The organism is Rhodovibrio salinarum DSM 9154, assembly GCF_000515255.1.
GTDB classification, from domain to species: Bacteria; Pseudomonadota; Alphaproteobacteria; order Kiloniellales; family Rhodovibrionaceae; genus Rhodovibrio; species Rhodovibrio salinarum.
Genome location: NZ_KI911559.1, coordinates 3,421,522 through 3,443,644 on the forward strand (window position 1 = coordinate 3,421,522; position 22,123 = coordinate 3,443,644).

General features: G+C 60.7%; 18 protein-coding genes and 1 pseudogene. 7 read left to right on the top strand and 12 right to left on the bottom strand.

Annotated features, from left to right (window positions below; translation table 11 throughout):
* Window positions 1-18: 18 nt before the first annotated feature.
* Together RHOSA_RS0115870 and RHOSA_RS0115875 are read left to right on the top strand one after the other, a co-directional pair.
* Window positions 19-987: a FecCD family ABC transporter permease gene (locus tag RHOSA_RS0115870; RefSeq protein ID WP_200371976.1), complete on the top strand. Its 969-nt coding sequence runs from the start codon at window positions 19-21 to the stop codon at window positions 985-987.
* Complete coding sequence (locus RHOSA_RS0115875; RefSeq protein ID WP_027289456.1) at window positions 984-1,808, top strand: ABC transporter ATP-binding protein; 825 nt, start codon at window positions 984-986, stop codon at window positions 1,806-1,808. Before RHOSA_RS0115870 ends, RHOSA_RS0115875 begins: the two co-directional genes overlap by 4 nt.
* Before the next feature lie 94 nt (window positions 1,809-1,902).
* Here RHOSA_RS0115875 and RHOSA_RS0115880 read toward each other — a convergent pair whose 3' ends face one another.
* On the bottom strand, window positions 1,903-2,958 hold the full coding sequence (locus RHOSA_RS0115880; protein ID WP_051432217.1) for a four-carbon acid sugar kinase family protein: 1,056 nt from the start codon (window positions 2,956-2,958) through the stop codon (window positions 1,903-1,905).
* Between the two features lie 171 nt (window positions 2,959-3,129).
* Between RHOSA_RS0115880 and pdxA the strand changes: the two genes are divergently transcribed.
* Window positions 3,130-4,116 (top strand): 4-hydroxythreonine-4-phosphate dehydrogenase PdxA, encoded by a 987-nt coding sequence (gene pdxA / locus RHOSA_RS0115885; protein WP_027289458.1) that lies wholly within the window; start codon window positions 3,130-3,132, stop codon window positions 4,114-4,116.
* Between the two features lie 164 nt (window positions 4,117-4,280).
* Here the strand turns inward: pdxA and RHOSA_RS0115890 are convergent, their stop codons facing one another.
* The 3 genes from RHOSA_RS0115890 to RHOSA_RS0115900 are packed head-to-tail and all read right to left on the bottom strand — an operon-like array spanning window position 4,281 to window position 6,710.
* Window positions 4,281-5,066 (bottom strand): MetQ/NlpA family ABC transporter substrate-binding protein, encoded by a 786-nt coding sequence (locus tag RHOSA_RS0115890; protein WP_027289459.1) that lies wholly within the window; start codon window positions 5,064-5,066, stop codon window positions 4,281-4,283.
* Between the two features lie 47 nt (window positions 5,067-5,113).
* Window positions 5,114-5,770 (bottom strand): methionine ABC transporter permease, encoded by a 657-nt coding sequence (locus tag RHOSA_RS0115895; RefSeq protein WP_027289460.1) that lies wholly within the window; start codon window positions 5,768-5,770, stop codon window positions 5,114-5,116.
* Complete coding sequence (locus RHOSA_RS0115900) at window positions 5,742-6,710, bottom strand: methionine ABC transporter ATP-binding protein (RefSeq protein WP_027289461.1); 969 nt, start codon at window positions 6,708-6,710, stop codon at window positions 5,742-5,744. Before RHOSA_RS0115900 ends, RHOSA_RS0115895 begins: the two co-directional genes overlap by 29 nt.
* A gap of 726 nt (window positions 6,711-7,436) precedes the next feature.
* Here RHOSA_RS0115900 and RHOSA_RS0115905 point away from each other — a divergent pair.
* Window positions 7,437-8,138 carry a hypothetical protein gene (locus RHOSA_RS0115905; RefSeq protein WP_156092770.1) on the top strand — a complete coding sequence of 234 codons (702 nt, stop codon included), beginning with the start codon at window positions 7,437-7,439 and terminating at the stop codon, window positions 8,136-8,138.
* A 1,463-nt stretch (window positions 8,139-9,601) separates the two neighbouring features.
* Here the strand turns inward: RHOSA_RS0115905 and RHOSA_RS0115910 are convergent.
* Together RHOSA_RS0115910 and RHOSA_RS0115915 are read right to left on the bottom strand one after the other, a co-directional pair.
* Window positions 9,602-11,005: a hypothetical protein gene (locus RHOSA_RS0115910; protein ID WP_156092772.1), complete on the bottom strand. Its 1,404-nt coding sequence runs from the start codon at window positions 11,003-11,005 to the stop codon at window positions 9,602-9,604.
* 39 nt (window positions 11,006-11,044) lie between these two features.
* On the bottom strand, window positions 11,045-11,929 hold the full coding sequence (locus RHOSA_RS0115915) for a hypothetical protein (protein ID WP_027289464.1): 885 nt from the start codon (window positions 11,927-11,929) through the stop codon (window positions 11,045-11,047).
* 237 nt (window positions 11,930-12,166) lie between these two features.
* Here RHOSA_RS0115915 and RHOSA_RS24430 point away from each other — a divergent pair, with 237 nt between their 5' ends.
* The 3 genes and pseudogenes from RHOSA_RS24430 to RHOSA_RS24435 form a co-directional block, all read left to right on the top strand.
* Window positions 12,167-12,424, top strand: a complete 258-nt coding sequence (locus tag RHOSA_RS24430) for a transposase (RefSeq protein ID WP_027289465.1) — start codon at window positions 12,167-12,169, stop codon at window positions 12,422-12,424.
* A 90-nt stretch (window positions 12,425-12,514) separates the two neighbouring features.
* Complete coding sequence (locus RHOSA_RS25230; RefSeq protein ID WP_200371979.1) at window positions 12,515-12,679, top strand: hypothetical protein; 165 nt, start codon at window positions 12,515-12,517, stop codon at window positions 12,677-12,679.
* Window positions 12,680-12,826: 147 nt separating this feature from the next.
* Window positions 12,827-13,015, top strand: a pseudogene (locus RHOSA_RS24435) (transposase); the annotation flags it as partial.
* Window positions 13,016-13,305: 290 nt separating this feature from the next.
* On the opposite strand, the gene RHOSA_RS0115935 reads toward RHOSA_RS24435, so the two are convergent.
* The 6 genes from RHOSA_RS0115935 to RHOSA_RS0115960 are packed head-to-tail and all read right to left on the bottom strand — an operon-like array spanning window position 13,306 to window position 22,123.
* Window positions 13,306-13,551 carry a hypothetical protein gene (locus RHOSA_RS0115935; protein ID WP_027289466.1) on the bottom strand — a complete coding sequence of 82 codons (246 nt, stop codon included), beginning with the start codon at window positions 13,549-13,551 and terminating at the stop codon, window positions 13,306-13,308.
* A 27-nt stretch (window positions 13,552-13,578) separates the two neighbouring features.
* Window positions 13,579-16,095 carry an ATP-binding protein gene (locus RHOSA_RS0115940; protein WP_027289467.1) on the bottom strand — a complete coding sequence of 839 codons (2,517 nt, stop codon included), beginning with the start codon at window positions 16,093-16,095 and terminating at the stop codon, window positions 13,579-13,581.
* Window positions 16,076-16,321 carry a hypothetical protein gene (locus tag RHOSA_RS0115945; protein WP_027289468.1) on the bottom strand — a complete coding sequence of 82 codons (246 nt, stop codon included), beginning with the start codon at window positions 16,319-16,321 and terminating at the stop codon, window positions 16,076-16,078. The genes RHOSA_RS0115940 and RHOSA_RS0115945 overlap by 20 nt, the downstream gene beginning before the upstream one ends.
* Window positions 16,318-16,785 carry a DUF6998 domain-containing protein gene (locus tag RHOSA_RS0115950; RefSeq protein WP_200371980.1) on the bottom strand — a complete coding sequence of 156 codons (468 nt, stop codon included), beginning with the start codon at window positions 16,783-16,785 and terminating at the stop codon, window positions 16,318-16,320. The genes RHOSA_RS0115945 and RHOSA_RS0115950 overlap by 4 nt, the downstream gene beginning before the upstream one ends.
* On the bottom strand, window positions 16,782-20,018 hold the full coding sequence (locus RHOSA_RS0115955; protein ID WP_027289470.1) for an N-6 DNA methylase: 3,237 nt from the start codon (window positions 20,016-20,018) through the stop codon (window positions 16,782-16,784). The genes RHOSA_RS0115950 and RHOSA_RS0115955 overlap by 4 nt, the downstream gene beginning before the upstream one ends.
* Window positions 20,015-22,123 carry an N-6 DNA methylase gene (locus RHOSA_RS0115960; RefSeq protein ID WP_081728770.1) on the bottom strand — a complete coding sequence of 703 codons (2,109 nt, stop codon included), beginning with the start codon at window positions 22,121-22,123 and terminating at the stop codon, window positions 20,015-20,017. Before RHOSA_RS0115960 ends, RHOSA_RS0115955 begins: the two co-directional genes overlap by 4 nt.

Consider the following 22,123-nt stretch of genomic DNA (forward strand, 5'->3'; position numbering starts at 1 on the left):
GCCCGGCGGCGCGGACGTTTGCAATTCGGTCTGCTCGCGCTGCTGGTGACCGGGGTCGCGCTCACGCTCAGCCTTGGCCAGTCCTGGACACCGCCGGGCGAGGTGCTGCGCGTTCTCGCGGGGCAAGATGTGCCCGGCGCGGCCTTCGTCGTGCATGAGCTGCGGCTGCCGCGCGCCGTGCTCTCGATCCTCGTCGGGGCAAGCTTCGGCCTCGGCGGCGCCACCTTCCAGAGCATGCTGCGCAACCCTTTGGCCAGTCCCGACATCATCGGCATCAGTTCGGGCGCCAGCGCCGCCGCCGTGTTCGCCATCGTCGTGCTGGGCTGGAGCGGCCTTGCGGTTTCCGTCTTCGCCGTCACCGCGGGGCTGGGAATCGCCATGACCATCTACCTACTGTCCTGGCGGGACGGGGTCGCCGGCGCGCGGCTGATCCTGATCGGCATCGGGATCTCGGCGATGCTGGAAAGCTTTATCGCCTACGTGCTGTCCATCGCCCCCGCCTGGACCCTGCAGGAGGCGTTGCGCTGGCTCACAGGCAGCGTCAGCGGCGCAACGCTGGAACAGGCCCGCCCCGTGCTGATCTCGCTCGTCCTCTTCGGCGGGCTGCTGCTGAGCCGGTGGCGCGATCTCGAGACGATGCGGCTGGGGGACGACGCCGCCGCGGCGCTCGGGGTCGCGCTCGGACGGACGCGGGCACTGGTGGTGATCGCCGCCGTCGGCATGATCGCCGTGGCCACCGCCGTTTCCGGCCCGATCGCCTTCGTCGCCTTCCTGTCCGGACCGATCGCCATTCGGGTGGTGGGCCCGGAGCGTTCGCCGTTGATCCCGGCTGCCCTGACCGGGGCCTTGCTCGTCCTCTTCGCCGACTACGCCGGGCAGTTCCTGTTGTCGACCCGCTATCCGGTCGGCATCGTGACCGGCGCGCTCGGCGCGCCCTACCTGCTCTATCTGATCGTCCGAACGAACCGCACCGGAGGCAGGACATGAGCATCCGGTCCTTCGTTGCCCAGGAGCTGCAGGCCGGCTACGGCGACCGCACCGTGCTGCAGGGGCTCGACCTCGACCTGCCGCCGGCGCAGATCACCGCCATCGTCGGCGCCAACGCCTGCGGCAAGTCCACGCTCCTCAGATGCCTGTCGCGGCTGCTCGCGCCGGCGCACGGACATGTCCTGCTGGACGGCAAGTCGGTCCATCGGCTCCCGGCCCGCAAACTCGCACGTCGGCTCGGCCTGCTGCCGCAGTCGCCGCTGGCCCCCGAGGGCATCACCGTCGCGGACCTGGTCGGGCTCGGCCGCCATCCCCACCACGGCCTCTTGTCCCGCTGGACGCAGGAGGACGACGCGGCGGTGGCCGCCGCATTGGAAACGACCGCCATCGCCGAGCTGGCTGAGCGCGCGGTGGACGAGCTGTCAGGCGGCCAGCGTCAGCGCGTCTGGGTGGCGATGGCACTGGCCCAACAAACCGACGTGTTGCTGCTCGACGAGCCAACAACCTTCCTCGACATCAATCATCAGATCGAGATCCTGGACCTACTGACCGACCTAAACCGCGTGCGCGAGGCGACGATCGTGATGGTGCTCCACGATCTGAACCTCGCCGCGCGCTACGCCGATTTCCTCGTTGCCATGGTCGACGGACGGGTGCACACAGCCGGCCAGCCACAGACAGTGCTGACCGAGGCGATGGTTTGGGAGGTCTTTGGGCTGCACAGCCGGATCATCGCCGACCCCACCTCCGGCAAGCCCATGATGCTGCCGGTCGGCCGCCACGGGATGCTGCGCGCGCACGAGCCGGAAAGTACCTCATGAGCGACCTGCCGCCACGCCTACATTCCGAGATCAAGTGTACGACCGCCAAAGACGGCCGCGCACGATTATCCGGGCGGATATGATCCGGCCCATTTCATACTCGCCATGCGCCGCTTCCGTTCAAAATGCCAGTTGCGATGTCCAGCAAGAGTTCCGGCGCCCCAAAACCACCGGACTTGGTCAGCAGCCAGACCGCGCCCCAAGGCGCTTCGCATCTGCAAAGCGGCACACCAGGCCGGAGCTCATCGACAACTTGCAAAATGTCTATCCCTAAACGGTCCAGAACCAGATTGGCCGTCTCGCCGCCGCTCAGCAGCAGCGTCGCCGGACGTTGATCGTTCAACCGCTTAGCGATCCCGTCCGCAAAGCGCGCGCCGACCGTCTCGCTGGACAGACCTTCGTCGCCATCCGAGATCGATACGACACAGAGTTTATCCGTGCGAACAGCGGACGGCACGCGCCCATCAGGGGCGTCTATGACCTGGAACCGAGAGCGCAGGGCCGCAACCTGGGCAACCGTGAGAGGATCGCGGGAGCCGTTGGCAAAGAAAGCGGGCCACGGCAATTCCGGAACGTCGGGAACCCGCCTTCCCCACGTCGCCCGCGCGAGCGCATGCGCAAGCCCACGCGCCCCAACCCAAAGCACATTCTCGTCAGTTTGCGTGGCGACGAGCCGGTCGAGATCGTCATCGCTCGTTGTGTCGGGCACCGCCACGTCCGGCCCGAAAAGCTCCCCTATCTTCACGTGGCCATCGATGCCTGTCCCGGACAAAAGTCCCGATTTGACCGTGCGCCCCATATCCGGGATCGCCGGGGCCGCAATGATACGGTCAGGGGCATACATCCGGGCCAGCGTTTCGGTTTCCGGCCCGACATGGCCCTTCAGGCGTGAATCGACTTTCTTCATGACGCCAGCGATCTGGGACACATCCACCTGCGCGAGCGCGGATCGAACGCGGGCACACGCGCAGTCGGGCGCAACCTCGCGGCTCGCCGTGTTCACAGCCAGAACATCGGGCCGGCGCTGCAGCACGGCCGGCACCGCTTCGGCTTTCCTTGCCACCAGGACGGTCTGCCGGCCACCGGCAAACGCCACGGCCGAATCGAGCGCCCCCGTCAGGTCATCGGCAACGATCAGCATCTCGGGCATCCCGAGTCTCCCAGCACACATGGCGTAAATTTCATTACATATTTGGCGACCCGACAGAACCAATATATGTATGGGAGTTTGACCAAAGCGCCGTCCACGAAACGAGAGTATTGATATCTATTTTACCTATAGGTCAATAAAGGCAACTTACCTACAAAGCGGAGATCCTGAATGACCGAGCCAATTGTCATCACGATGGGCGACCCGTCGGGGGTCGGGGCCGAGGTCACGGTCAAGGCGCTCGCCAGCAGCCCCGCCGCTCTACGCGCTTCGGCCATCATGGTCGGCGACCGGGATACGGTCGCACGCGCGGCCAAGGTCTGCGACGTTGCCCTGCCGGTGATTGCCCCGAACGACGCCGGTGACGGCATCCGCGTCGATCATGTGCCCGTCGACAACCTTCCGGGGAAGTTCGGCGTGTTAAGCCCGGCCTGTGGCGAAGCATCTTTCCGCTATATCGAGCGCGCCGTGGAAAGCACCATGTCCGGTTCGGCCGCGTGCATCGTCACCGCCCCGATCAACAAGGAAGCCCTGAATGCGGCGGGGCATCACTACGACGGGCACACCGGGATGCTCGCCCATCTTGTGGGATCGGCGTCCTCATGGATGCTGCTGGCCTCGGAACGGCTCAATGTGGTGCACGTCTCAACGCATGTCTCGTTGAAGGACGCAATAAACCGAGCCACAACCGCGCGCGTGCTGGAAACCATACGCACAGGGCACCGGCATCTCAGACGCATGGGGTTGGAAGCCCCGCGCATCGCGGTCGCGGGCATCAACCCGCATTGCGGTGAAAACGGCCTATTCGGGACGGAGGATGATGATTTCGTCGCGCCCGCCGTGCGGGCCGCCGAAGCCGAAGGCATCAATGTACGCGGACCGATTTCGGCCGACACGGTCTACCATCGCGCCTACCAAGGGGACTTCGACCTCGTCGTCGCGCAGTACCACGATCAGGGTCATATCCCGGTCAAGCTGGTTGCCTTCGACAGTGCCGTCAACGTCTCGCTCGGCCTGCCGATCGACCGCTGTTCGGTTGATCACGGCACTGCCTTCGACATCGCCGGCACGGGCAAGGCGAACCACGTCAACATGCTCTCCGCCCTCGACTACGCCGCGCGCATGACCGGCAAGCCCCCCGCCCGCACATCCTCGTAACAAACATCGCCGAACAGCGTCGCGCAGACGTGGCGGCCACGCGCCGGGTCCGGGTTTGGCGCGGGCTGCGCCAGGCGCAAAGGCCGACCAGCCTGGGTGGCCGGAGGAATGCGGGCATTCCTCCGGCCACACCGACGATACGAACGCTTAAACGTACGATGGCTCTAGAAAGCCGGCACGATGGCACCGTCGAACGTGTCGCGAATGTATTGCCGCACTTCCGGGGTCTGGTAAGCCTGGATCAGGGTATCCACCCACGCCGCGTTGCGATCCTCCGACCGGACAACGATAATATTGGCGTAGGGGCTGTCGGCATCCTCGACCGCGATCGCATCCTGGCGCGGATCGAGATCCGCCTCCAGCGCATAGTTGGTGTTGATGGCCGCCGCGTCGACGTCGGGCAATGCCCGCGGCAACTGCGCCGCGTCGAGCTCGACGAACTCCAGTTCCTTGGGATTGTCGGCGATGTCCGACACGCCGGCGGTTAGACCGGCCCCCTCACGCAGCGTGATCAGGCCCTCGCGCTCCAGCAGCAGCAACGCGCGACCACCGTTCGACGGATCGTTGGGGATCGCGACCGTGCCGCCTTGCGGCAGCGCCTCGAGGCTCTCGTAATCTTCGGCGTAGACCCCCATCGGCTCGATGAAGTTCTTCGCAACCGCGACGAGATCGTAGCCGTGCTGCTCGATCTGGGCATCCAGGTAGGGCTCGTGCTGGAAGGAGTTGGCGTCGAGGTCGCCAAGGGCCAGGGCCCGGTTCGGGATGACGTAGTCGTTAAAGGTGACGATCTCGATGTCCAGCCCGTCCTTCGCGGCCTGCTGCTTCACAACCTCCATCACCTTTTCGTGGGTTCCGGGCGTGACGCCGACGGTGATGGACTCCTGTGCCATCGCCCCCTGCGCGACGGCCAGAACAGCGAGACTGCAGGCAAGCTGCATGAGCTTCCGCATGATCAACACACTCCGTTTGCTATCTGGGATTTCGGCCGGTCGGCGCGTCAGACGTGCCGTTTATCGAGCCGCCGGGCGAACCGGTCACCGACCATTTGGATGCCCTGAACCAGGGCGATCAACGTCAGCACCACCGCGACCATCACGTCGGGGCGGAAGCGCTGGTAACCGTAACGAATGCCGAGATCTCCCAAGCCGCCACCGCCGATGACTCCGACCACGGCGGAAAACCCGATCAACGTGATCGCGGTCAGGGTGATCCCCGAGATCAGCGCCGGGCGCGCTTCCGGCAGCAACACCTTCCAGACGATCGCAAGCGGTCGCCCGCCCATCGCGCGCGCTGCCTCGACCAGTCCGGGATCGACCTCACGCAGGGCGCTCTCGACAATGCGGGCCAGGAAGGGCGTCGCGGCGACCGCAAGGGGCACCACGGCAGCCGCGGTGCCGATCGAGGTGCCGACCACGAAGCGGGTGAACGGGATGATCGCGACCGCCAGGATGATGAAGGGAACCGAGCGCGTCGCATTGACGATCCCGGCAACCACCGTGCGCAGCTGGGGGGCTTGCAGAAGCTCGCCCTTGCCCCCGGTGGCCAGAAAGACCCCGAGGGGCCCACCACACAGGATGCCAAGCACCAAGGCCACTGCGACCATCGAGATGGTCTCCAGCGTGGCTTCAAGCAGCAGCGATATCAGATCGGGCATCGCCGAGCTCCTCGAGTGCGAGATTGTGGGACTGCAGCCGCGCGAGCGCGTCGCGCCTCGCCGCGGGATCGCCGCCGATCGAGACCTCCAGCTGACCAGCGGTGCGACGCACCGTGACGCTCACGCCCTCAACCGCGGTTAAGTCCAGCACCGCCCGCTCGGCCGCCTCCCCTGCGGGCAAGCGAAGGGTCGGCGCCTCGGTATGGCCGCTTTCGCTGTCGAGCAGGGCCTTGGTGACGGGATGTTCCGGCTGGGAAAGCAGCTTTGCCACCGGGCCGAGTTCGACCACGGCCCCCTGGTCCAACACGGCGACCCGGTCGCAAAGCTGCCGCACCACCGACATCTCGTGCGTGATCACCACCACGGTGATGTCCAACTCCCTCCGGAGCCGGTCGATTAACCGAAGAATCTGGCGTGTCGTCTCCGGATCCAGAGCGCTGGTGATCTCATCACAGAGCAGCAGCTTCGGGTCGACGGCCAAGGCCCGGGCGATGCCGACACGCTGCTTCTGGCCACCGGACAGCTGCGCCGGGTACTTGTCCGCGTGCGCGCTCAAGTCGACCAGTTCCAAGAGCCGCTGCACCCGCCGTTTCGCCTCAAACGGTTTGACGCCGACGAACTCGAGCGGTAACGCCACATTGGCCGCCGCCGTGCGGGAACTCAGCAGGTTGAAGTGTTGGTGGACCATGGCGACGCGTCGGCGCAGTTCACGCAGTTCGGCGCCCTGCGCCGCGCCGATATCGACGCTGTCGACAAGCGCCCGCCCCTCGGTCGGTCGCACCAGCCCGTTCAATAGGCGCAGCAGCGTAGACTTGCCAGCACCGCTGCGCCCGATCACGCCGAACACTTCACCATCTCCGACCTGCAGGTCGATGCCCTGCAGCGCGGCGCCCTCCTGTGATCCGGCAAAGCGTTTCTCGACTCGGTAAAGGTCGATCATCCAGATCTCCGAAATCAATAAACCCGCCACGACTGAAAGGCCGGGCGGGTTCCGCGGAGAACCGTATCCAGCTCGCTTTCAGCCGCATTTCTAAAGCGCCCGCAAGCTGAGCGGTCAAATCGGCGCTACCCCATTCATCGACGTTCGCACGCGGTGCGACAATGCTATTTTACGTTTTCCTGGTATGCATGAAACACATTTCACAAAGCATGATCGTATTTTTTTGCTGAACCGTCGCCCTATGGCGCCGCCACACGCTGATGGGGTGCGTTTCAACATAGCCATATCGTCCTCGATGTGCTTGTCGAAGCGCGTCTCGATGCGGCGCAGGCGCTCGATCCGGTTGAAGCAGCGCTCGCTGGGGTTGCGGGCCTAAAGCGCCCAAAGGGGCGCTGCGGTGACGGCAGATCTATCGCCGCATGCGGGCTGTCAAAAATTTTTACACCCCTGAGTGCGCGCATTGACGCACCCTGGTCGCACAAAAATTCCACACGAAACTAACTAAGCCTCTGTATTTGAAATATTATAAAAACCTGCGCCAAACCGGGTCACGCTAGCAGCCTATGAACGGTTGGCTTACAGCCAGTGTACCGGTATCTTTACAAGACCTCTTGTTTGTTAAAAATGTTAAAATCAGATCAACATGATACCGGCTGGCATGAAGGTTGCTTCCTCAATCGCCTGCGGCGGCACAGCCGTAGTAAGCTAAGTGTAGTGGAGGCAAAAATGGCACTCGACTTCCTAAAACGGCATCGAATCGCCGCTTTGGCCGTCGTATTGGCCGCCTTCTTCAGCCAAGCCCCGGCCCAAGCTGCTCCAATGGTCAGCTTCGACGACGACGCATTTCCGACAAGCGGGACCGTCTCTCATACCGCCGGCGGTACAGCGGTAGGCACGGATATCACCTTCTTCAGTGTCATTGGACTTGACACGCCAATCAACAATGGTGTCCGGCTCGACTGCGTTGACTGCCTTATGAACTTCGAGACCGGGACGGTCATCAGCGAGGGCTCATCCGCCCCAGGGGATGGCTGGACCTTTGGTCCAGGGGGCTCGATCACGATTGAAGGCTCCCTCGTGGACGGCGGCGGCGGTACGGTCGCAATTGGTACGCTGCTGAGCGGTAGCTTCTCGGACGCCAGCGTGTCGGGTAGCGGCAACTCGCTGACCTTCGATGGCTTCGGCATCGACAGCAAGCATCCTGATCTGCTGGCGTACTGGGGCATCACCGCCGATGACTTTGACTTCGTGAACACCACCATCTCGCTTGGAAACGTGAGCTTCAATGGCGCGAATTTCCAAGCCTCGGTTGTCAACGCGGACCTCGACAACCTGGCACGGGTCCCATCCCCGGCGACGTTGATGCTGTTCGGCATGAGCCTCATCGGACTTGGTGCTTTGACCCGCTGGAAAGTTTACACCGCCTAAAATGCCCAGTGCCGATGTTGAGGCTGTGGCTGGCTTCGTCACAGCCTCTTTTTTCTTCACGGAAGAGTATGAAATAAGGCCGGGCTATCGGCAGGAAACAAGCTCCTTGGCTGCAGGTACACGCCTCCACGCGGAGGCCGCGTTCAAGCAAACCGAGCTAGAGGAAGGGACGCCAGGTCCCGCAATTAGCGGATCGCCAACGGAAAGACAGCAATATCGCTCTTGCGCTCGCCTTCCGCCCCTTCATCAGGCGTGAAAGGAGATGCGGGGCTCCTGGTGGTCGACGGCTGGATTTTTGCACATGGACGACCAACCGCCCTTGAAAAGATCACAAGCTCGATGATCCAGGACACGACGCGCCCACATTCGACCTGCCGACAGGGCGCTCCAGAGCTGCGATCATACGGAAAGCAACGCATGGTCGCGAACCCTGTAAGGCGGAAGGGTGATTCCGAATGCCGCGTTTTCGGAGCCAGCGACCTTTCCGTCGCTGGCCCGGCCGCCTCCCCGAAACGGACCATCGTCCAACTCACTTGACGACTGGCCGAACATCTAGCCTACCTGACCGCACCGCCAGTCCGCCCCGTTCAACCGCGGGAACGGCCGCCAATACCCTGGCGGGGACAGGCAGCCGCTCCTCAAGCTGCATCAGGCAACCGATGGGGTTTTCTTCATCGGCTTGGAACCGGGGATTTCGACGTGACTCGGTTCCCCATCCCGCAGGTAGCGGGGCACTTTCTTGCCGCCGGCTGCTCATGTTTTGGCTTCCGGGTTTCGCGCCCGGTCTTCTTCTGCGACTTGGCCATGTCCGTTGCTCCTGAACAGACACCCGCACTTTGCGGGGATGGCATTAAGATGGGCACAGTTTTGTGCCGCCAGCCATGATTATTCCGCAAACCCTCAGCGCTCAAAACTGCGATAGGTGCAAATCGAGCCGTGCTGGAGAGGAGTTTTTTTGCCTCTCAAGGTCCCAATTTACGCAAGCTGGCCAGTAAGCTTCTGGCCGATGGGTCCATGCCTCGCCCGAGCCGGTGTCCACGACAGCAACACCGACCCGCGCGTCGAGGCTTTGCTCGATCTGCACCTACAAAAACACCCGCCGCATCGAGTGATGGGCGGGTGCTGACATCGTTGGTTGCGGGGGCACGCAACCACCGAGAGTTCTGCCCGCTTGTGGTGTCGGTATGACCCCAGTGGAGCACATGATCCGCCCACAGAACATTAGCGTCGTGGTGTGTATCGGCGCCAGGGTCACACCGACAGAATCATTCAGCATCAGGTGTTTGGCACGCCGATCGGCGCCGTGACCCCGCGCCGATCAACAATTCTTGCCTTGCCCCGCTGACCAACGCTGCCTGTTCGAATGACCGTTTAACAATCATGCCCCACCGTAGGATCCGCTGAATCATCGAATGCCACAACGCCAGCGTCACGAGACTTGGTACCGCTACCCAAGGAGGAAGTTAAGCCATCTGCGTTAAATGCGCTCTTAGGTCCCTGTCCTCTCGAACAGGAAATTTGACGTGGTGGCGGCTCGCTAAAGGATGGGGTCTTGCGATGTCCTCGAATTCAGGCAGCGACAGGCGTTCCATGACGTGTGCCGCGAGCTCGCCTGTGGACGCATACCTCGCATTGTGGATGTCTTCTACGCACAAACGAAGGATGCGGGACATGTCCTGGTTGACCTGACGAGGCTCTCGGTCCAACTCAACAAATGTTTGCCCTTGGTGGACGAGATGATTTCGAAGACTATACAAGTCAATGAAACTTTGGAGGATACCTTCGAAAAGCTCAGCGTTTCCCTTGGATGCCACCGCCGCCACCCAAATTCGCTGACGGAACCCCTTCAGCTTCCCCACGCCCGTTAAGGCGTCAGTTGCATAAAGCATGGAGAGGAACGACGCTTCGGGCTCGGTAAGGTAGTAAGCTTGGCCAAACGTACGTACGGCCGCTTTGACTGAAGACGCCAAACCTAATGTCCAACTACCATCAAGTACGTCCGCGATGGGCGCCGCAGCATCGACGCTTAGAGCTTGAGCCTCAAGCCCGCGCCAATTGTTAGTTACGCGAAGAACATTAGGCTTAGCAGAGAGCAGCTCGCCCTTTTTCGGACCAAACTGAGGCTCTATGTAGGCATAAGCGAAATCACCAACCCAGCCGGCCTTGTTAGGCAGGTATTCGAGTCTGCGATAAGAGCATAACGCCCATCGCAATATATTCAGCGCGAGATCAGCGTCCGAGATAACGAAGTTTAGGAACTTCTCTTGGCCGCGCACACTGCTTCCGCGGCCGTGAAAGATCTTCGCCGGCACATCAATTTCTCGTTCAACCAAAGGATAAGCGAGAAGATCCGTGGTTCCGCAAAGGTTGTTCTTCTTCTCGGCTGCCCATCCTGACTGAACATCCGCACCGGGGACATCGCACAGCGCCATCCCCCAACGGTGCCTCTCAACGTCAACCTCTTCCCCATCCAGCGGAGCATGGAAACTGGTATTCCCAATCGAAAAACTCTCAAGTAACAGAAGCTGATCAACGGGTACGAGATACTTCACTCGGACTGCCGCCTGGGCATCATCGTCCAACAAGTCAGTCAGCTCCACCCGTCCACTCGGACCATCCTTCTCGACAACTTCAATGGGATCGAATGACTCAGAAAGATCCACAAGAGCCTGCGCACAATCATATTCCGCCCCTTCCCGCTTGAAGGTGATCCCATCACCTTCCGGAAAAAAACTGACCCAGTAGCCTCGCTCCCGAAACCGCTCTGCTCCCGCGTGCAGCAAGGTCAGTGCCTCTGATGTAGGTGAATACGGCCACAGGATGTTGCCCATGACGTTCCCGTCGGGATGCAAAACAAGAACTTTCAAGATTCCCCTCTCAGCCCAGAACAAGAGATGCCCGACTTTTCAAATTCCCCACTCATTCGCTGCCCCGAAGATTCCGTCTGCTTGCAGATGGGTCAAGAAAGATGCCGTAAGGGTCAGTACAAGCTGGGCATCCGCTCGTGTATAGCGATTTATGCCTCCTTCGCTATCTCCGTGATGGGCTTGATGGGTGTAGTGACGCAGGCTGGCCCACATCGCCGCCTCCCGCTCGTCCTTGGCCATGCTATTCCGGTCGGCTGCAAGGCGTTTCAGGAGCGGTGCCGCCCAATCCTTGTTCTTGAAGCGATGAAAGCCGAGCTCCTGCACGACAGTACGGCAGGAAGCGACACAAGCATGGTAGTCACCGAGACGGAATTGCTCTTCGGCGCGCCGGAGGCTATCGGCAATTCCATCCCATTCCTCCGAGGTCTCACCAATCGGGAGCGGCACTTCCAGAAGCAGGATGTTCCGTACCCTCGCATCACTAAGCTTTTTGATCCAATCCGAACGGGAAACATGAGCCCGCCAAGTATCCTGGACTTGCTGCTCGCCGTTCTTATCAAAGCCCGTCCCGACCACCGTAAGCTCAAAATCTAGGTCCGATGTGCCACGTAGCGTCTCCAGAGCGGCCACCTGGCCGGGCTGCAGAGGTAGGATCAGGGCCGGTGTCATTGACGACTGGAAATCGTGCTGCTTGATGTAAAACGGCTGCTCGGGACGCGCGTAGCCAAGCTCACACCTGCGCCCTTCCGCCCCGCTCACAGAAATTCGCGCGCCCGCGATTTCCGCACGCATTGGCGCCTCGCGCGCGGCATGTATCGTCAAATACAGGCCAAAGAGCAATTCATAGGCGCCGAGAACAGGGCGAATCGTGACACCCTGAATCCTCGTTTCTGCAATTATCAAGCTGTTAATTGTCAAGCTCATAGCTATTCTAACCCGGATATTTCACGAAAGAAGGTGCATCGGGGTCTGAAATAGGCGAAAGTGTGAGTGTAGGCAAACACTTAACGCGACCCCCCCGATGCAAACACAGTGTAACCCGGAGTCCATGTTCTTCGCACGCCTCGATCGCCACGACCTGTTCGCGGATTTCGTGGGCGGGGCGATCACCTCGGACGCCGGGGCGCTGCTGCTGGGCACGGCTGAAGGGCGATCAACCGGGTGGACCGGTTCGCCGTCTGCTTCACCGACGGGCGCATGGCTGGTCGTGTCGTTCATGATGTCCGTACCCTGGTCGGCCAGCCCGTGTTCGGCATCGCGCTCGGCTACGAGGACCTGAACGACCACAATGACTTCCGCCGCGACCCGGTGCTCGGACCGATGCTGGGCCGATTGGAGGCGCGCCGGACCCGCTTGTGCCTGCGTCCCAGCGAGTGGTGTCAGAGTAGCCGCCGGCCGCGCGCGCGGAGCGCCAAGTAACGCGTAGCGCGGGCGGCCGGCGGCGGCCATCGGGTGTCTCCGTTACGGTCGGGTTGAACCACCTGACCAACGGCAAGGTAGACGATCCCGATGGCCAAACCCAAGATGGACCAGCTGCAGGCCGCAGTGCAAAACGCCGACGACGGGGACTTCCTTCGCGAACAGATCGGTTTTGTTGCGCAGCGGCTCATGGGCCTGGAAGTCGAGGCGTTCACCGGCGCCGGCTACGGCGAGCGCAGTGCGGAGCTGGCCTGATCCCCTCAAAATCTCCTGCCGCATCCGCTCCCCGCTCACCAAACGACGTCCGTACGGACGTCGTTACGGACGTCAGCCTACGCACAGCGTTCGCTGCGGGAAGGCGGCCCTCGCCGGCCGGTTACGCTCGAACGGCTAAACAAGTAGGTGAAGCGCCGCACCAACGTGGTCGGCATATTCCCGAATGAAGAGGCGGTCGAGCGCCTGGTCGGCGCCGTGCTGCTGGAGCAGCACGAGGACTGGGCGGTCACCCGCCGCTACATGTCTGTGGAAACGCTCCAGGCGCTATGCCAGTCTGAGGACACTGACACTCCGCCGGCGCTCGCCGCGGAGTAGCCGCGCCTACCGCGGCGACATCCAGATGGCCACCTCTGTTACACCACGCCACTGGACGCAATTCATCTACGCAGCCGCGACCATCACTTCAGATCCGCTCGAGAACCGCTTTCCAAAGGTGTCCACCTGATGAAGCCCGCGAATACATCGCCTTGGCCGAGGAAGTAACCGACCAGTTCACGCAGTTTTCACGCTGAACGAATACGACTCTTCTATTGCAGCTGGACGGCTTCGTTGCCAAGATTCGCTTGCGACGGGAGCATCGTGCCGACGGGTGAGATCTTGGTTGGTTATAGCAAAGCTACACGTCCTTGTTCCACGTCGCTCTGGGCAAGCCGCATGAGTTCCTGAAGAAGGTCGACAGGCAGGTCCTGAATTTTCGCATCGATCTGATTTTCGTGAGAAACCGTGTAAACAACCGCCGTCACTGGTCGATTGTTCTCGAAAACACGGACCTTCCAGCCTTCGTTTTCGGCCGCCGCTCTCACTTCAAAAGTGCGGCCGCCGTAGGTGAAAGTGCGCGGTTTGATATTCATGCTGCCTCCGTTATTTCATTCGCTTCGTCATAGATAGATCGACCTAAGCTTGCGAAGGTCGCCCAAGGCGACCTTCAATGTGCCTTTGTCAGGAATGCCGTCATCATGCTTTGCTGGATTAAGCTCGCTTCCTATGGAACGCAGCTTGCCGGGGTGCGAAGGGCATTCCCCGAGAAGTGGTTCCACCTGTGGACTTAGCTGGCCAAGATTTTTGCCGTCGAAATCGCTCAACGCGACCTGAGCCTGACCTTTAGCCCATCGCTCCCGCACAAGCATCTCCTTACAGAACCGCTCCGCTGCATTCCGCAAAAGTTCCCCTGCCTGTTTTCGCATATCGGCGTGACTGCCGCGCGCCAGAATCTCAATGCGCGTCAGCATCGCCTGGAGACCGTCACCGTTGTTCGTGACAGTCGTGCCGTTCGCCGGATCAACCATCTCGATCTGGAACATATCGATGTTCTGGTGCACGTACCGGTGCTCAAGGTCTTTCCATGACTTCTGATCCTGCGTAAGAATGACCACCTGAATGCCCCGCGAAAGTAGCTCTTCCACGACATTCGCCTTAAAATAAGCGCGGTAGTCTTCATCGCTGGAAAGGATTGGGTCATCGAGAATGATGAACCCGGCATTCTCATGAACCGCACGCGCGATGAATAGAGCAAGCCCTAGACAGTGCAATTGTGATTGGCTGAATACGGCAATTACATCACGAACTTCTACGCCTCTCCGTTCATTACTCGAAGCAAGGCCCGCTTTAAAATCCACGGTACGGCGCGCGCCCTTGCGCGGTTTCACTGAAGAGAAAAATGTATGTTCGTCGGGACGTAGCAGGTCCCACCAATACTGAATACCTTCACTGAGATCGCCAAATTTATCGTCGAGGACTTTTTCATTCCCCTTGTCGATTTGGCTCAGCGCCTTCGATAGTTCCGCCTTGAGCGCGGTTCGAGCATGCCGGTCTACAAGCGCTTCGCGCAAACCCTCAGGATCATCGCAAAGATCGATCAGCTGCTGCCAGCCCTCGGTATCGCTGGCTCTGTCAACCACTGCATCCAGAAGCTCGCGCAGTAGCAGTTCCGCCTCGTTATATGCGGTCAGTTTCTTCACATACTCCTGATAGGTGTCGCTAAAATCGTCGAAAGCCCGTTTAAGTGGTTCAACGTCATCAAATCGCTCCGCATTGTCGAGATATTCATTGATTTCTGCTGTGAGCTGCCGTGCATAACGGCGGAAAGGACGAAGAGTCTTCGAAAGCCGTTTCACCGCAGCGATCCAGGATGTGACAGAGGCTTCGTTCTCATCGCCGACCAGAGCGTTGATGCGGTCTATACGAAACCCACTATCACGCCTCCGGGCAGACAAGGTCTTCATGAAAGCAGGTACGGCCGCATCAATCGACCCAACACTGGAACTGACCTTGGTCTGCAGACGGTGAAGCGCCTCCAGCCCCGCCTTCTCTGCGGATCGGAAATCCTCAGCCTCTTTCACCCGGCCCCGTAGAAACTCGATGCGCTCCGGGGTTAATGCGCCGCCGGCACCGCAAAGAACGCAATCAACAGCGTCTGTGGCCCCATCGATTTCTGGGATGGCAAGAGCTTCCTGGAAGAGGGAGACGAGCCTCCTTGCTTGCTCATCAATGCGAGACCGCTCTGCTAGGTATTGTGAAAGTTTCTCCCAGTCAGTATCCGCCGGGCTCGTCCATTCAGCCGGTATCTTGCGGTCAAAACCGCTCACCGGGAATGTCTTGGCACGGCGTTCGGCGAGAAGCGTACGAAGCGCTTCAAGCCGCTCAGTGATAGATTCCGGCACATCCGCGCCTTCGATTTGAAGGAGCGCCGTGACGGCATTGTCAAGCGCCTCAGCAAGCTCTTGGGCGGTTGGGACAGCCCTCGTAAGCGGCTCCAGGGAAGGTCTTGCTTCCGCAATTTTTGACGCAGTGGTTAGCCTGTCCCAGTACGCAGATTCCCCTGGCTTTAACTCAGCCTCAAGCGCAGCGATTGCGCCGCGCAGAGTTTCGAGATCAGTCACTTCCAAAATGGTCTTAAAATATGATGCGCGGTCCTGAGGCTTTGCCGAGAACAGGTAGCCAAGGGTATGCTGGGCTAATACCGGCGCTGAAAGTGGCGGCTGAGACAGCGAGATGCCGAGCGCCGCGAGCCCCGTCTCATCGGCTTCAGCATCGTTGATATGAAGCACCGACTGGCAATCCTGTCGCTTGGCATAGTCAGAAGTGAGGCTGCGCCTGACGGAAGACGTTTTACCATCCTTGCCCCTTATCTGCGCCTCTATATAGACTGGCAGATTGTGGGGCATGTGAGCATTGCGGAGAGCGTCGGCAAACTCGTCCTGAGAGCTCGCCATAAGCTGGCGGCGAACAATCTGGCCGGTGAGAAGAAATTCAAATGCCTCAGCGAGACTGGTTTTACCCTGGCTATTAGGCGCCCACACCGCAGATACCGGCGCACGCAGGACAAGCTCTTGCGCCTCCTTACCGAAAGCGCGGAAACCCTGAATTTTTATGCGTTCAATTCTTGGTATCGCCATGTCCGTCCTTAAGCTCTTCAAGTCTTTCCCGCATCACATCCAAGAGTGCTGACTGGGCGGACTTCTCGGTCTCGGCACCGGCGTAAGCGGTGACCAGTTTCGCGGCAAGACTGTCGGTCTCAAGGTGCGACAGAAGCCGGTCTAAATTTGTCTCCGGCGTTCCTGGGTTACCGTCCCCCAACGCCAGCTTATCAGAAGTATTCTGCTCAAATTCGTTTGCCATCATGCGCCCTCTGACTCGCGCCAGACTTCGTGCCCAAGCGAAATAAACTGGCTTACGGCCATAGCCCCACGCTCGTTTCGGGCCTTGCTTCCCGGCTTCGCAAGAGCCGCCGCAATTGATGTGCGATTCAGTTCATGGATGGTACGCGGCCTAAATTCCTGATCGAGAAGAACCAACATCACGCAATCCCATTCGTGTTCCAGGCGAATGGAACCAAGCCTCTGGCCGGTAAGTCTAGTATCCCGTGGAATGCAGCGCGCCTTAATCTGGATCTTACGGCCGCTACCATCAATAGCGTCGTAGCCTGGCGCCCTGGCGTCAGCCAACTGGAGATGGAGTATCTTGGCGGCAAGGTATTCGCCGATTTCGCCCGTGATACCAAGCGGCTTGCCGGTCAGCCGGTAGTAATCGACCGCTGCCAGGCGCGCCCGTTCGAGGACCTCTCCTGCACGTTCGAGATCAATCAAGGCGCGTCTTCCCCATTCACCTCGGCAGAAGCGACACCCGTCCCAAGAATACTCGCGCATAGGCGATCCAGCTCCTGAAAGCTCTCGCCGTCGGCAAGCTTCTCGCGCAGCTTTCTCCGGCGGACCGGCAACGAACGATCGGGATCGCCGATATAGGCATCGCCGGCCACGATTGCCGCCGCCTCTTCTGCGACACTCTGCGCGGCGCTCACAACGGCGCGGTGATCATCGTTAGCGGGATCGTATGGCGGCATCAAGCGGTATGGGAGCGTATGGATGTGACGCGGCCCAAAGTCACCTTCGGGATTGAACGGCAGGATGGCTTCGGTAAGCGCAGCGCTGTTGAGAATACCTATTCTGAACCAGGCATCGGCCTCACTGCTTACAACCTGCCAATACAGCGTCTGATCGATGACGAGTTCGCTGGCCTCGGCAACCGGAAGACAGGCAGCGCAGATGTGCTTGCCGCCAGCGCCCGACAACACGACGAAGCCCTCGTCGCCGAAGTCCTGAATGGTAAGCTTCCGCCGGAAGTCGATACGGTATGCTAGAGTACTGTCCCCAATGGTTGCGAGTTTGTCATCGATTTCGGCAAAACGGCGAGCCGTCCGCGTGAAGCCCATGCGGCGAATATCGGCCGGCTTGTAACGCTGCCACGTGCCGTGCGCATCCCTGCAAGCAGGGATGGCGACCGGCGCGCGGTGCGGACCGAAGACAAAGGGCAACAGGTTTTCCGACTGTGCCATGCGATGGATGAATCGCGGTGCGACGTAGCCCGGAAAGCGCTCGCCCTTGAGCTCCTTCGCCTGCTTGATCGTAAAGCCCCACTCCGTACCGGGCCGCGGGCTGTTTACGCGGTATTCCTGGCCGCTGCTATTTAGGATTTCTATGCACACGGCGCTGCGGGGCATGATGTCCGCACCCTGCCGCGACACCTCATCACCTCCGGCCGCCGCAGCGGGCATGCCGCCGCTCTCAAGAACCCAGGCGGTACGGGCATCACCGATTTTGCGGATGACGAGATCGACAGCCTCAACCTCGTCCGGACGTGCTACAGCGCCGGTCGCAACGGCGTTATCAGCGTCAGCAGCGCTGTCTTCCTTTTTCCCGATGAGCGCGGCGCCAGGGTATTTGAAGGTGCCCGGCGGGACCTGCCAAACTTCGGTGACTGATAAGGCGACCGGCCGGTCGCTCCCGATAAAGCCGCGCTGGCGAAACCGCTCATGGTGATTACCGTTCAGGATGGTTCCCGGAACGAGACAGGCAACCGCAGCATCCGGCTTGAGATACCGATCTACCGCGTGAAGCAGGTGCGTCGTGCCGAGTTCGAGATGAAGAAAGGACTGTCCGGCCGGACGGACGCCGTAGAGCGCCGCGCGCCGCGAGAGCATCTCGCGGTAGGGATTGTCGGCAAGTGCGCTCATCGCCAGCCACGGCGGGTTCGAGACAAGCCCGTTGAATTGTCCTGCGAGAAGGCCAGGCCTGTAAGTATTGCGTAGGATGAAGGCCCAAATGCCGTTGCGTCCCACGTCAGCGAGCTCTTTCATCCGGCGGGCAAGCGCCAGCACCGCTTCAGCTGCGGCGTCTCTCAACTCCGCTGACAGCGTTACATGCGAATCGGCTGCCACGGTATCCAGCGTTGCCCGCGCGTTCTCTAATGTCGGCGGCACGCCACCGTCTTCGTGCGCCTCATCGTAGGCCCAGTCGACAAGCCCACCGAACAGTTCGCGATATTCGGGCTGCAACAGGCCAACAGGCAGCTGAACCGTCTCGCCATCGAGCGTGATGTCAATTGCATCGCCCTCACCGAGCATCGGTAGCGACGCCGAAACCGGCGTCACTGCGAAGAGGGAATCCGCGTGAAAAACCGGGATTGTAACCGGAGCAGCGGCGGCGTTGATCTCGTCAGCGAGCGTGATCACCCAGGTCGTTTTCGCAAATGCGACAGCCAGCGGGTCGATGTCAAAGCCGGTCGCCACGTTCCCGAGATCGACAATGTCATTATGACGGTAGCGTTCCTTGACGGCCTTGATCACTTCGGCAAGCATTGCTCCCGAACCGCAGCACATATCGACGATCTCGGGAGCTTCACCCTCCGGCAGATCATCGAGGCAACGTTCAGCAAGATGGCGCGCAAGCCATGAAGGTGTCCATTCCTGCCCGAGAAGCTTGCGCTGGCTACGGCGGGCAAGTTGCGCCATGAGGCGGCCGAACAGGTCTTCCTCCGCCCGCCAGCTGAAATCATAGGCGTAGAGGTCACGCTGGATTTCGCGGGCTACCGGGAGGAACCCGGCGACATGTGCCGGTTGAGCAATCCAGCCGAAGTAGTCCTTTTCGACTAGATTATCGAGCTGATAGGTGTCCCGAAAGAAACTGCCGTTGAGTATCGCCTGCAGTTCCGCATCCACGCTTACGATGGCCGTGCCTGCGAGGGCATTGGCGCTGAGCAGCCGCGCAAGGATGTTCAGATAAACTTCGTCAACATAGGGACCGATACGAAAAGCTCCGCCCTCGCCTTCGAGATGGTCGACAAAATGCGACCACAGGTCTGTCGCGAGGGCGATCGAAGGATCTTCCTCGCGGCCTGTTTCGACGAGGCCGGTCAGCGCATCGACATTGCGCCTGTAGGCTGGGCTTTCCAGTCCGAGATCAAAAGCAAGGTTATCGGCGATAAGGGGCCGGGACTGTTCGCGGGCGAGATGCCTGCGCAGAAACAACGTCAACCGCTCTGCGGTTGGTTCGTCGTCCGTCGCCGGTTCAAACCTTTCAACCTCGACAAGTTCGACGTCCTCGACTGAACAGCTGCCGGGATCAGCCCCGGGGTCGAGCTTGACATCGTAGGCATACCAGTCGACGGTGTCGGATAATATCCCGCGCACCTGTGATACGGGAACACCGCGCCGAATCAGCCCCGCCGCATGTTCCTTGACCTGTCCGAACCCCTCGTCACGTTTGGCAGGAATGCGCAGGTCCGCCTCATATTCAATCGTCGTGGAACCGATCAGATTGTCAATGAACCGGTTCGCGGCCGCACCGCCAGCTATTCCGACCTTCGTATGCGCTTCTGCACCCTCGCCATAGTGATTGATCCAGCTTTCATCTTCGGGATCAGGAAAGATACGCCGCAGGCGCGACTGGAACTCGCCGCGCAAAACCGCTTCGACAACTCCCTTATCTCTAAGCGCACGGCAGCGCCCGATCGCTTCGCGAACTTGAGTCAGATCGGCACTCATGCTGCACCTCTTTGACGGCCTGCGCCCATGGCAGCACGGCGCTCGTTCAGGCGCTCTGCAAATGCGTCGATTTCGGTATCATCAGGGTCGCCGCTCAGCAGGGCGCGAAGCACAATCCGGTCGATCCTCCGTCGGCTCTCCCCGTCTTGCGCGCATTCCCCGGCGTTGTTCAGGTCCTTCACCGTCTCCGGCGCAAGATGCGGCACAGGCATCCTGCGAAGGTGAACAGCTTCCAGCTTAAGGGCGCCTCCACCAAGCGGGGTTCCCGTCGCCTCCATGACGGCGCGGCACCAAGAACTGTTCAGAAAGGCCGCCAGCCCGGCGGGTGTCCAGCCCTTGCGCTCCGTCCAGAACGTCGAAAAATTGGCATCGATTAGAATTGCAGGTTGGGTATTGGCATAGACCCGCGGCGTTTCGTGAATGATCCGCGGTACGAATGCCTGCGGCAAGTGGCGCGGCATGAAGTCGGGGAGCATATACCAGAAGCGCGGCAACGCACCTCCGCGCGCAGATCGGACATTCGTCTTAACCGCCGACAAGGCGGCGATAGGCTGAGCCCTTTCGCCGCTTCCAAACGGCGTCTTCCCGGCTTCACGCACATACGCAGCAAGCTCTTCCGGCATGACGGCGGGCAGCCGACCATCTGGCAGAAATTCATGCGCCACGGCGCTGCGTAAGCCATCCATATCTTCCGGCAGCACCATGCTGCGGAGGTCGAGAACGCGCGTTGCGGGAAGCAGTCCCTTGCACCAGGCCTCAAGGTCAGCCTGGCGGTGCAGCACTGGCTGAAGTGCAGCGGTCGGCACTGCCAGCAGGCGTCCGTCAAGTGCCGGATCGGTTTCGACCCATGAGGTTCCGTCTTCGTTCATCTCGACAAGCTTCAAATAGAAGAAGCGATTACATCCCGTGCGCAGGCCCTGGCCAACACGAACGCCTGCCTCATCAAGAGCGCACAGCACCTGCCCATCAAACGCTTCCGGCAAATCGTCCCGCAACGCTTCCGGTACTGATGCCGCCGCGTCGCTACGCTCTGCGAACAGGGGTAGGTCTGGCGCGGACTGCTCTAGGGCTTTCATCCACGAACGACCGGCGGCTTGGGTCCGCAGCGCCCGCCACTCATCTTCCAGCGAAAATGCGCGGAAAGTTATACCGGGTACGTCGGGCCGTTTCGGTTTGCCGCACCATTCTGCGAACGCCGCCTCGGACCGGTGACCCGGAAAAGCATTGCCGACCAATGACTCGGATGAGGCAGCTTCGGGGGCGACCTGTACCCATAGAGCATCCGGAAAGCTGGCGCGGATGCTGAGCTTCTCTGCGGCCCGATCTTCCGGCAGCCGCCGCGCCACAATCAGATGTGTGCGGACAAGCGCGTCCGAAAACCACCCCGGCTGAGTGTCCTCAACGATCAACTCAAGTGCAAAGCAGCGCAACAGCAGATAGCGGATGACGTCGGCATAAGCGCGTGAACGCCAGGTTGCCGGTACAACTAGAGCAAGGCGCCCCCCCGGCCTGACCAGAAGTGCACTTAGAAGCCAAGCCGGAATCGACAGATCTGCAAGCCCCGAATATCCATTTGAAAGCGCCCTCCATACTTCTTGCGCAGAACCGGAAAGACGCTGGTCCACAATCGCCGACAAGCCTCGCCGGACCTTGTCTCCGCGCCCGTTGAGCGACTGGTAGCGAACGTAGGGCGGGTTGGTAATGACGAGATCGTATCCGCCGCGAGCAATTGACTCTAAAGTCGCGGGACTGAAAGCATCGCCGGAAACGACGTGCGGTGTGGTATCTTGCGGATCACAAACCCTATGCAGCCGCTTTTCGCAAATCGCGGCAGTGGCCACATCGACCTCTAACCCATCGAGGCGCTGTAACACCGCTCCATGCGCAATAGCTGCTTCATGCGCCGCGTCGAGCAAATCACCGCTCCCGGCCATCGGATCGAAGATGCTATTCGTTTTACCGTCGACCGCCAGATGCGCAAGAACACGCCCGAGCGGTATGCCGGTAAAAAACTGGCCTAGCTCTTTGCGCTGATCGGGCGGCAGCGCCTCTTCGAAGGCGCGCGCCTCGTTGCGGATCGCTATATGTGCTTCACACCCCTGCAC